This window comes from Paraburkholderia aspalathi (assembly GCF_900116445.1).
Classification (GTDB): domain Bacteria; phylum Pseudomonadota; class Gammaproteobacteria; order Burkholderiales; family Burkholderiaceae; genus Paraburkholderia; species Paraburkholderia aspalathi.
The window spans coordinates 55,849-67,068 of sequence record NZ_FPBH01000041.1 but is presented as its reverse complement, the minus strand read 5'-3'; the positions used below and the strand labels follow the sequence as shown (position 1 = coordinate 67,068).

6 protein-coding genes are annotated in these 11,220 nt (G+C 59.3%); 3 read left to right on the top strand and 3 right to left on the bottom strand.

Going from position 1 to position 11,220, the window contains the following annotated elements:
- A partial coding sequence (locus BM438_RS39295) for an ESPR-type extended signal peptide-containing protein (RefSeq protein WP_279630581.1) occupies window positions 1–697 on the bottom strand: 697 nt, incomplete at its 3' end.
- Between the two features lie 1,239 nt (window positions 698–1,936).
- Window positions 1,937–3,904: a YadA family autotransporter adhesin gene (locus BM438_RS39290; protein WP_093645849.1), complete on the bottom strand. Its 1,968-nt coding sequence runs from the start codon at window positions 3,902–3,904 to the stop codon at window positions 1,937–1,939.
- A 443-nt stretch (window positions 3,905–4,347) separates the two neighbouring features.
- Here BM438_RS39290 and BM438_RS39285 point away from each other — a divergent pair, with 443 nt between their 5' ends.
- From BM438_RS39285 to BM438_RS39275, 3 genes are all read left to right on the top strand, one after another.
- Entirely contained in the window at window positions 4,348–5,157 is an 810-nt protein-coding gene (locus tag BM438_RS39285) for a response regulator transcription factor (RefSeq protein WP_093645846.1), read from the top strand.
- On the top strand, window positions 5,123–7,480 hold the full coding sequence (locus BM438_RS39280; protein WP_279630580.1) for a sensor histidine kinase: 2,358 nt from the start codon (window positions 5,123–5,125) through the stop codon (window positions 7,478–7,480). The genes BM438_RS39285 and BM438_RS39280 overlap by 35 nt, the downstream gene beginning before the upstream one ends.
- A 197-nt stretch (window positions 7,481–7,677) precedes the next feature.
- On the top strand, window positions 7,678–9,894 hold the full coding sequence (locus BM438_RS39275; RefSeq protein ID WP_093645867.1) for a TonB-dependent siderophore receptor: 2,217 nt from the start codon (window positions 7,678–7,680) through the stop codon (window positions 9,892–9,894).
- Between the two features lie 265 nt (window positions 9,895–10,159).
- Here BM438_RS39275 and BM438_RS39270 read toward each other — a convergent pair whose 3' ends face one another.
- Entirely contained in the window at window positions 10,160–11,113 is a 954-nt protein-coding gene (locus BM438_RS39270) for an alpha/beta fold hydrolase (protein WP_093645842.1), read from the bottom strand.
- Between the last annotated feature and the right edge of the window lie 107 nt (window positions 11,114–11,220).

Here is an 11,220-nt window from a genome sequence, read left to right as displayed (position 1 = left end):
CACCGGTGGCACTGGCTCCCGCACCAACGGCTATACCGTTGGTTTGCGAACCGGTGGCGCCGCCGCCCAATGCGACGGCGCCTGACGCGGCAGCGTTGGCGCTCGCACCCAGTGCAACGCCGTTATCTCCAGTTGCCTTCGCCAAGGCGCCGACGGCAGTCGACTGGTTGCCGCTCGAGACAGCGTCAACGCCAATCCCGATGGCCCCCGAGCCGCTAGCGGCGACATCCGTACCGATGCCAATCGCCGACTGCGCCGTCGCGCCGGTGCCCGCAGCTGTACGCGCGCCCACGTAAATGGCGTTGATACCATTGGCAATGGCCTGAAAGCCGAAGGACAAGGCATTAATGCCCGTGCTGCTGGCGCCATAACCTACCGCAGTTGCTCCGCCGCCAGAGGCGGTAGACTGTTGGCCCACACACGTCGTGCTGCCACTATAGAAGTTATAGGGCGCCGACGCGCAGCTCAGCTGCGCCTGTGCCTGCGCGCCCCATCCCCCCACGCCAATCAGCAACAGAATGGTCAGGACCCGCGGACTCGAACCGTGCGACACCGCGGCACCCTGCTCGCCACTGCGTGCGTCGCATATAGAAGCAGCCGCTCCCGACTTTCCCTTGCCACGCGACGAGTCCAACTCCGACGCGGCCACGAAGGCGCCAAGCGCCTTGTTCCAGATGGTCCGATATGCTTTGTTCATGTCGTTGCCTCACCAGATAATTGAAATGAGAAGTTCATAAGTGCGAGCGTGTGCATGCGTCCTGATTATTCAGGATGCCTATTTATAGTGTTTAAAACGTCTCACTACGGCGCGCGTTGCTTCAGTGTTGGAACTGAGGCAAGTTGCTTCCGCCCTCGGTGAATGACGAATCCTGAGCGCGAGCGAATACCCACGCTGGCGTAGGAATTCGCATGACTAAGTAGACGATGAGGGTCGGTCAGATGGCCAGTTTTCGGCGAGCTGGCCGCTGAGACGATCGACGAATGTCTGGGTTATGAAGGTCCGAAGGGGGGACGCAGAGGAAGGGCGGTCGCGTGGCGGAGCGCCAATCGGCGGCCAAACTGATGCGCTTTCTTCGCTGAGCCAGTGCCCGGCTCTATTCCGACTGGGATATTCATCGTTACTGCCCCCTCAGTAGCCTGTTGCAACGTTCTCTCGGCTCGTGGCATGACAAATAGTTTTGCGCCAGGCTACACGCACCGTTTTCTTTCTCGCAGCATCTTGAGCACTATGTGAGACAAAGGCCGCCAAGCCATTCGCACTGAATGCGACATCTCTCTTTATTAAATCGTGTAATGGAAAGAAAGATAAGTGCCCGCGGGAACTTTCTCATAGGTCTTTTAATTTGTCTACAAAAAGCCTTTGCGACCATGGACCTATTGCGAATTCGCCTTTTGACTGTGTCGCGCTCGACACTGCATGGCGTTCGCGTCGCGGCCATAAAGCGCTATCAAGAGCTGCCGAGCCGTGCTGCGATGGTCATTGATGCGTGCAACGTACTTGATTTCAAAATTCATTCGTCACCAGAACAAGCTAAATATCGGTCAGAATTTCCTTAAGAGATTATGAATTCCCGGCGCTCTGCCCGGTACTTTTTTAAGTCAGTTTTGTGAAACAATTCTTATTAATAAAATTCATGCAAGACAGATAACGAAGACTCTTCCAGCCTCGCCATTGCTCTCACGCCCTTATGAAAGCCATGGAGTGAAAATGAAATGGAAATTCATTCGTGGTGCTGTGTTCCCAGACGTTTCTATTCCTTCAGTGTCTGCCCGCGCCGACTGATTCGTTTTTTGTAGAAGTAGGAGCGGTTTATCGAAGCATTTTCTTTTCGTGCCGCTTCGCACTTTTATGAACATGGTCTTCCTCTGCTAACTCCAGGCGCTACGCCCGCTGTCGCAACACAAGGGCGACGGCAGCGGGATACCGGCAAATTACTTACCAGCGATAGCCAACGCCCGCGCCTGCACCCACGGAGCCGTGACCAGAGACCCCCGTTGTGACTGAGCCTTTGACCATCCACTTTTGCGTCGCGACCGAAAGACCCACAGCCATCGCGGACTGCCCGCCGTAGTTGCCGGCCGCGAGTGCTACAACCTTCTCACCCGGCAACACAGCTTGCGGCAAGTTCGCCATGGCGATTGCGGATGCTGTACCCGCGCTCGCGTCACGGCGATATTTCTGCATGTCGTCGCGAACGCTGTTGATTGCACCATTCAGCTGTCGCACGTTGACCGCATCAGTCGGAGCCGTACCGTCTGCAACGTTGGTAATCTGACGCTCAGCACCCGGCGCACCGACCGAAACCGTGTTGTCCCGGTCTGCAACTGAATTTGCACCCAAGGCAACCGAATTATTCGCGGTGGCCTGGCTGTTGGTGCCGATTGCAGTCGAATCCGTGCCGGTGACTTTGGAATTCGTGCCGATGGCGGTTGCACGCGCAGCCGTGACAGTCGAGTTCGTGCCGATGGCCGTACCATCTTGACCCGAGACATTCGAGCCGTTACCAACAGCCGTTCCATTGGGAACGGATACGACCGAATTGTTACCCACTGCTGTACCTGTCGGGTCTGCAACCGTGCCATTCGAGCCGGATGTCGAAATCCTGTCGACCGTGGTGGTGATTGACGTCAGATTGCTCGAGAGTGCCGAAACCTGCGAAGCAATCGAGAAAAGCTGCGAGCCGTTCACCGCGTCCGTGCTGGTGGCGCTGATCTGACCCGCGGCGACATTTTGCAACTGATGTTCCTGACCGACCGCGCCGATACTCACGACGCCGGTCGGCGTCGCGCCTGCGAAGCCACCGAAGGTGACGCCGTTCAGCGTGACGCTACTCACGTTCGTTGCCGCACGTGTGACCGCGCCGGAACCGAGCGCTGTCGATTCTGCGGTCGAAGCCGCGGCTGCGTTACCGATCGCGATTGAATTTGCGCCCGTCGCTTGTGTGAGCGTGCCCAGCGCAATCGCGTTGGCCGATGCGGCTTTCGCATTAAATCCAAGCGCGACAGAAGTAATTGCTGATGCGGTTGAAGACTGACCAATTGCAATAGCCGATCCCCCGCTCGCCAAGCTTGAGTTGCCGAGCGCCGTCGAGCTGCCGCCGCTTGCCGTCGCTAAGGGACCAATTGCCGTGGCGCTGTTGGTGGATGCGTTCGACCCGGTCCCTAACGCTACGGTATTCACATCACCTGCCGAGGCATTCTCACCAATAGCGATTGCGTTCTGGGCAGTTGCCTGTGCGCGGGCAATTGCAACGCTACCGATCCCGGATGCAACGGAATCCACACCGATGGACGTAGCGTCAGCCGCGCTCGCGTTCGCCTGAAAACCCACCGCCGTTCCGCCAGCGGCTGAACTATTGGTGCCGACCGCCGTTGAGAACTGCGCAGTAGTGTGTGCCAGAGCACCAATCGCAGTCGAGTCAGCATTAACCGCGCTCGATCCACCGCCGAAAGCTACTGCTCTGGTGCCGCTTGCGACCGAATTTGCGCCAACTGCCGTGGCATTCTGGCCGCTTGCCGTTACCGTATCACCCAGCGCGGTTGCGGCTCCGCCATTAGCGGTGACATTGATCCCGACCGCCGTATTCTGACTCGTGTTGCTCGCGTCACCGGCTACAGCGGGAAGGGTCCCGCCTGTACTCGCGGACGGAGCCGTAGCACCCCCTATCGTTGCAGTCGTCCCTCCGACCTCGCCGCCAACTGCCAGGTTATCTGCATGTGCATATCCAGCCGAGAGCGTGAGCGCCGTAAGTGCAGCCAGTGCTACTTTCGACTTCAGCGGTCGACCGACCTGCCCTATTTCCGCTTGTCCCGCTTCGCCCTGCACGCCGCGTTGCGTCTCCGCTGCCGCGACCAGCGCGCCAAATCGGCGATTCCAAACCAATTTATATCTGCTCTTGTTCATTACGTTCCGCTCTCACTCGTCTGATGGCCAATAAAAGGATTCATGTCTGGTCTCCGTCACGCTCTATCTGAGTCTTTAGCTTGCCCATGCCATCTGGTTTTTCTCGGCACGCCGTTCCATAGCGGCGGTCGCTACAACGCGTAGACCGCCACAGTCAAGCCACTGATACCCACGGCTACAAATTTTTGAATTAGAAATTTTTCGTAAGGACGCGAGGAATTATGGGCAGCGTTACTGCCACGATCGTTTTGCCGGAGGGACGAAATGCTTTGCCGGAGGGAAAATTCTTTTGATATCCGTGTGGAAACCGCTCGATTTAAATTGAATTAACAATCTGGTACGCTTCGCGGCTCTATGCTGGCGACCGATCCGCGCGAGCCTCAAGCTGCGCAATCAGCCGCCGTTAACCAGACGGTTACCCGTCAGCTTATTTCGCCTACACGATGTCGCCCCGAAACAGTGCTCTCACGGATGCCCATCTTCTTGTGGTAGACGACCAGCCAGACCAGCTTCGATTGCTAATTGATGTGCTGCGCAAGGCTGGATGCCGGATCAGCGTCGGATTCGACGGGTCACAGGCGTATCAACGAGCACTGGCGATTTCACCCGACCTGATCCTGATGGACGTACGGATGCCGCGGATGGACGGATTCGCCGCCTGCCGGCTTCTTGCCGCGGACCCTCGCACCTCTGCGATTCCCGTCATATTTCTCACCGTGGCTGGTGACCTTCACGATCGGATCAACGGTCTGGAAATCGGTGGCGTGGACTACGTGCTCAAGCCATTCGAGGCGGACGAGGTACTTGCACGGATTCGCGTTCACCTTGCCCGGACACGCGGCAATCGGGATACGGAAGATGAGGTATCCGCTTCGGACTTCACCGGCAACAGCGTCATCGTTCGCGCAGCCATTCGACATTTGTCGCAAAGGCTGAACGATGCGCCAACGGTCGAGCAACTCGCGCGCCTCGTGGGGACCAATGAAAAACGACTGTCGCGTGCGTTCAGGGACAACCTGGGCCGGACAGTATTCGAGTATCTCCGGGACGAGCGCCTGCGGATTGCACAAAAGCTGTTGAGCAGCACGTCATTGAGTATTGCCAGCATCGCCGAAGAAATTGGCTTTTCCAGTGCTGCAAATTTCGCCACGGCCTTTCGTGAGCGGTTTGGCATGCCCCCCTCAACCTATCGAGAGGAATATCGCAGTCGGGACCTGGTTGATACCGCGGAACCCACCCTCGAGGCAGAGTAACGACATCATGACTACAGCCCGGTGGCACCGCTTACTATTCTTATGTCTGAGCTGGTGGGCCACTCACTCTTTTGCCGTCGGTCTCGACATCACCGGGAAACAGACACAACAGGTTCCCACCCTGGACCAGGTGCAGGTATTCGAAGACGTCTCGGGCAAGATGAGGTTGGACGACATACTCACACTGTCCGCGGGAGCCGCGCCAGGCTTCCTTCCGGTGCAGGGGAATCGATTGAAGCCAGGTTTCACTCGCTCGGCATGGTGGCTCCGCGTGGCGGTGGGCAACCGTAGTTCAGCAGCCGCCCCGCTCGTGCTCGTGTTCCAGGACGCGCGCCTTCAGAAAGTGGACTTTTACACGGTGTCCAGTGGCCACTGGGCACGTGAGGGCATCGATCCTGCCCGACCCGCATCCGAGTCATTTTCATCCCGCTATTCGTTGGTGCATTTCACGCTCGCTCCCGGTGAGAAGCGCATTTTCCTCATCCGGGCAGCCAGCGATACGGCACTCACGCTTGAACCGAGGCTGTATTCCGCAGCGGCATACGACGCGCTGGAGAAACGCGCGGCGCTCTGGGACGGTGGATTGATTGGCGGCACACTTGCACTGGCGTGGTGCGCGCTGCTCATCGCCTATTTTTCCCGCAGTGTCTCGTTTCTCGTCCTGACAGCACTGTGTGCCATGACAGCGCTGTTCGAAGCTGCGGATCGCGGCTATACGAAGTTATATCTGTGGCCGTTCGCAATCGAGTGGAGTGCGAGAAGTGTGACGGTGCTCGGATGTACCGCCGTGCTGCTGTTCATTGTATTTATCCTGCGCATCTCTCACAGCGAAAAAGCAAACCTGCCAGCACGCTACATACTGTTCGGGTTTGCGTCTCTGGAGTGCGTTGCGGCAATAGGCGCCGCATTCGGCAATCTGTTCGTGTTCGCGCAAGTCGGCGTGTATGTCAATGCGCTGTTCGGCGTCTTCACGGTGATTATCGCTGCACACCTCGCGCGTCAGTCGACCCCCACCGCGCGGATCATGCTGCTCGTCATGATCTTCTCGCTGTTCAGCTTTGCGTTGCGCATGCTCGAAACGCTCGGGTCCTTGCCGACAGCTCTCGCCTGGCTGAAGTCCGACATTCACCCGAACCCCGTCGTTGCAATTATTGGGTTAGCCACCAACCTTATTGTGCTCGCAGCGTGGATAAACCACGTCGGAAAGCAGCGAATCGCGGCAAGAACCGAACTCGCAGACTGGCAAAGAACCGAACACGACCGACTACGCGAACAGGTTGCACAGCGCACATTGGAGTTGAACGAAGCATTGCTTTACGCCGAGGAGAAAAACCAGCAACTGATCGAAACCTTGGGTTACGTGAGTCATGACCTCCGTGCGCCGCTTGCTACGATCACGGGCTATGCCAGACAGTTGCGGGATCTGGCGGATTCGAAGCAGGTGAAACCTATCCAGGCAATCGAACGCAGCGTGAACTATCAACTCGGCCTGATCGACGAACTGGTCGGGTACGCGAAAACTGAGTTGCAGCCATTGGATATCGCGCCGGTCGCAACCGATCTGCCTGCACTTCTCGATGACATTGCCGAATACGCGCTCGCACTCTGCTCGCAGTTGAACAATCAGTTTAACTATCAGGCACTGACGTTGTTGCCCCGTCGACTGACGATCGACGGCCGCCGGTTGCAACAGGTATTGCTCAATCTGCTCTCGAACGCATCCAAGTTCACCCGCGACGGCTTCGTCACGATGACGGTGAGCGCGCGCCTGCAGGACGATCAATGGCACATGGGTTTTGAGGTCACTGATACCGGCATCGGCATCGACGTCGAAGCGCAGTCGAAACTCTTTACGGCTTTTCGCCAGATACAGGCTGTGAACGGTAGCACTGGGCTTGGCCTTATTATTGCGCAGCGCATTGTCAACACCATGGGCGGCGACTTGCGCGTGTCAAGTGCGCCGCATCGCGGCACCTCGTTTACCTTCGAACTCATCGTTCCATCTGCGGCAGATAAGGATGCGTTGCCGTCGAACATCGTAGAGCATTCTTCCGGCGGCTCTGCTCCTATTCGTTCACAACGCAAACACGGGTTCGCCGTTGCCGTTCCTCCAGAGAGCGATCGCCGGGAACTGGCCGTTCTTGCAAAGGACGGACGCCTGACTGACATAGAGCGATGGATAGAAAACATGATCGCCGCTCACCCCACCTGCATTGCATTTTTGACTGACATGCGGCATTGCCTCGAAGCGTTGGATTTCGCAAGCATCGAGGTTCTTGCTCTCGCACCGCACGAAACATACGACGTCTCGCGTGCCTGCTAACGTAGCCTGCCTGTTTTCAAACTAATGCAACTTTCGGCCGATATCCTCGAAACACTCATGCGCAATGCAACGAAGAGAGACACGCCACTGAAGCGTGCGACGCTCACCGGAGACAAACGAGGCGGCGGCCGGACGGCTATCGCTCTTTGACAAACGGGCCGGCCGAGCAGGCTGCCAGCAAAACGGAGCAGCAGAAGATGGTGTGGACAATGGGCACGAGGCAGCGTGCAATCACAGTGGCAGTCAAGGGGATATTTTGCGCAGCGACTGCGGGCCATGCGAATGCGCAGGTGGCACAACCAGCGAACGACATGCCAGCGGCAAGCGTCGCGGTACAGGCCGATGTGAAACCCGACGTCACGCTGTCGGAAATCAAAGTGAAAGACGTGGAAAACGCGGCGTCAGTCGGGCTCGTCGGCAAACGCACCGTGACCGGCACGAAGACCGACACACCGATCACCGAGGTTCCTCAAACGATCAACGTCGTCACTGCGCAGCAGATCGAGATGACCGGCGCGACCGACCTCAACCAGGCGCTGCGCTACGTACCAGGCTTCGCATCGTTTGGATCCGACAGCCGCACGGACCTGTATGCGGTGCTGCGCGGCTTTACTCCCACCTTGTTCATCGACGGATTGCAAGCGCCGAATACAACACCCATCGCGAGTTGGCGCGTCGACCCGTACATGATCGACAGCATCACTGTCCTACGCGGGCCGACGTCGGTTCTGTATGGGGCAGGAGATCCGGGCGCGATCGTCGACGTGCAAAGCAAGCGGGCCGACGGCGAGCGCGTGCGCGAGGTGGATGTGCAGGTCGGCAACTACGCGCGCAAGCAGATAATGTTCGACATCGGCGACACGCTCGACGCCGACGGTAAGTACGCATATCGCTTCGTTGGCGACGCGCGCGACGGCAACGCGGTGACCGGACCGAATGCGGACCAGCGCGTCGCGCTTGCGCCGTCGTTTCGCTGGCGACCGGATTCTGGCACTTCGCTGACGTTCACGGCGACCTACCTGCAAGACTGGAATGATATTTCGCATAACTTCCTGCCCGCGCAGGGCACCGTACTGCCAAACCCGAATGGGCAGTTGTCGCATGACGTCTACACGGGAGAACCGACATTCAATGACTACCACAAGAAGCAGTGGTCGCTCGGCTACCAGTTCTCGCACAACCTCGATTCCATCTGGACGTTAAACCAGAACCTGCGCTGGATGCACCTGTCGCTTAGCGACGCGTCGGTCTTTGGCGGTGGCCTTGCCGAGGGTAGCACGACCGATATCACGCGTTACGCAGGACTGTTTCAGCCCAACTACAGCCGCTTCGACATCGACAACAACGCGCAGGCACGTTTTGGTACTGGCCAGCTCGAGCATACTGTGTTGCTCGGCTTTCAGTACAACCGGCAGACGACGACCGACAGCGTGTGGCTCGCGCTGGCGCCAGAGCTAAACCTTTACAACCCGGTCTACACGCCGGTCACGACCGCGATCTTCTCGGGCCCGACGTCGCTCGGCCGCCAGGACCAGTACACGACAATGAACACGTTCGGCGTGTACGCGCAGGACCAGGTCAAATGGAACCGCTGGACCTTGACGCTCGGCGGCCGCGAGGATTGGGTCAACACGCGCCTGGATGACCACGAGGCCCGCTTGCAGACGAAACAGGATGTCAGCGCGTTCTCCGGTCGTGTCGGCCTCACGTACGAAGGCGACTACGGGCTGTCGCCATACATTAGTTATTCGACATCGTTCAATCCGGTCATCGGCGTGGACATGCTCGGCGGCGGATTGCCCGAGCCGACGCGCGGCAGGCAGATCGAGGCAGGCCTGCGCTGGCAGCCCGCCCGCAAGAACCTGATGTTGAGCGCAGCGGTCTATCAGATCAACCAGACGAACGTCGTGACACCGGCGCCGACGAACCTCGATCCGACAGGAACGTCTTCCGTGCAGACCGGGGAGGTGCGTTCGCGCGGTATCGAGCTGAGCGCGGTCGGAAACGTCACGCGCGAACTCTCCATTATCGCGTCATACATCTATCAGGACGTGAAGAACGTAAAGGCAAACGACGCGTCGCTGAACAACTGGCCGGTCGACATTCCTCGTCCTCGCCAGATGGCGTCGCTGTGGACCGACTGGTCATGGCATACAGGAGCGCTCGCCGGCTTCGGGATCGGTGGAGGGATCCGCTACCAGAGCGCATCCGCGGGTGCGCCGGACAACTCGCTGACGGTCGCAAGCTATACGCTGTACGACGCGGCACTCCACTATCAGATGCGCAACTGGCGTTTCACACTGAATGCGGCAAACCTGTTCGACCGTCACTACATCAGCGGCTGCCAATCGTACTCGGTCTGCGCATTCGGCAACGAGCGAACCGTGCTAGCCAACGCGAAATACACCTGGTGATAGAGCATTCCCGATTTTTTGGGGCGGCTCCAGATAACGGAATTTAAACCACGCCAAGCCGTCGGCGACGTGTGATGGGGCTCGACTAGTGCGCGGCGACGGCCTGATTCATCTGGCGTGAAGGCGCGCCCGATGCGGACGCATGAGTCACTAGGCCCGCAACGCCGCCGAAGCCAGCGATACGAACCTGTGTCGTAAAGAGTGCGGGCTTGGCGTGCGTTCATTGAACGTCGCCAGAGCCGCGGTGCAGTAGCGGCTGCCGGACTCAGTTCGCTGCGAGGAAGTTCTGTACCGCTGCGATTGTCGGCGCAGGTGCCTCCTCCATTAGCCAGTGACCGGCGTTCGGCACGATGACTTCCTGCACGTTCGTCGCCGCGTTGCGCATCTGGACCGCTACGTTGGCGCCGAAGGCCTTCTCTGCGCCGATCGCGAGCACCGGCATCGTCAGCTTCGTCTGCATCGCCTTGAGGTTGTCGGCATCATCCTTCTGGTCGATCGCGAGGAACTGGGCGAACGCTGAATGCATCGCGCCAGGTCTGGCGTAGATCGCGGCGTAGTGGCGGCGGGTCGCTTCGTCGATCTTCGACGGATCGCCGGCGAACTCGTCCCAGAAGCGGTCGAGGTAGATGCGCTCGCGGCCGGCGACCAGGCGCTCGGCGTCCCGGCCGCCGAAGTTGAAGTGCCACAACGCAGGCATGCGCACGATCTGGTTCCATGGCGGGATGCCGGGTACCGGCGAATCGATCACGACGAGGCGGGTTGTTTTGTCCGGATAGCGTGCCGCGTAGGCGTACGCGACCATCACGCCGATGTCGTGGCCCACGATGTCGGCGCGATCGATGCCGAGCTTGTCGAGCACGGCGCGGATGTCGCCGGCCTGAGTCCACTTGTCGTAGCCGCCGGCGGGGTGCGAGGACAGGCCCATGCCGCGCAGGTCGGGCACGATGACGGTGTGATCCTTCTCGAGCGCGGCGGCCATCGGCGACCACATGTCGCCGGTCTCGCCGAAGCCGTGAATCAGCACGACCGCGGGTCCGTGGCCGCCGACGCGGACGTTGATCGTCGCGTCGTCGTTCACCACCTGCGAGGTGCGGAAGTCGGCCGGAAAAGGCGTGGGCGCCGCGTACGCCGACACGGTGCCCAGCACCAGGCTGACGGCAAGACCGGCGACGACTCGGCGGAAACGGCGGGAGAACGTGGACGAAACGGCTGCGGACATGCCCAGCTCCTTAGGCTGGGGGGACGGGCATCCCCGATTCGAGAACGGACGCAGGATGCCGTGACGCCAGTCACACTTTACCGTCACGTCTGCACCCTCCGAACGCG

Bases quoted from the DNA above. Each gene is read 5' to 3' on its own strand.
- BM438_RS39290 (WP_093645849.1), bottom strand. From the start codon at position 3,904: ATGAACAAGAGCAGATATAAATTGGTTTGGAATCGCCGATTTGGCGCG.
- BM438_RS39285 (WP_093645846.1), top strand. From the start codon at position 4,348: ATGTCGCCCCGAAACAGTGCTCTCACGGATGCCCATCTTCTTGTGGTA.
- BM438_RS39275 (WP_093645867.1), top strand. From the start codon at position 7,678: ATGGTGTGGACAATGGGCACGAGGCAGCGTGCAATCACAGTGGCAGTC.
- BM438_RS39270 (WP_093645842.1), bottom strand. From the start codon at position 11,113: ATGTCCGCAGCCGTTTCGTCCACGTTCTCCCGCCGTTTCCGCCGAGTC.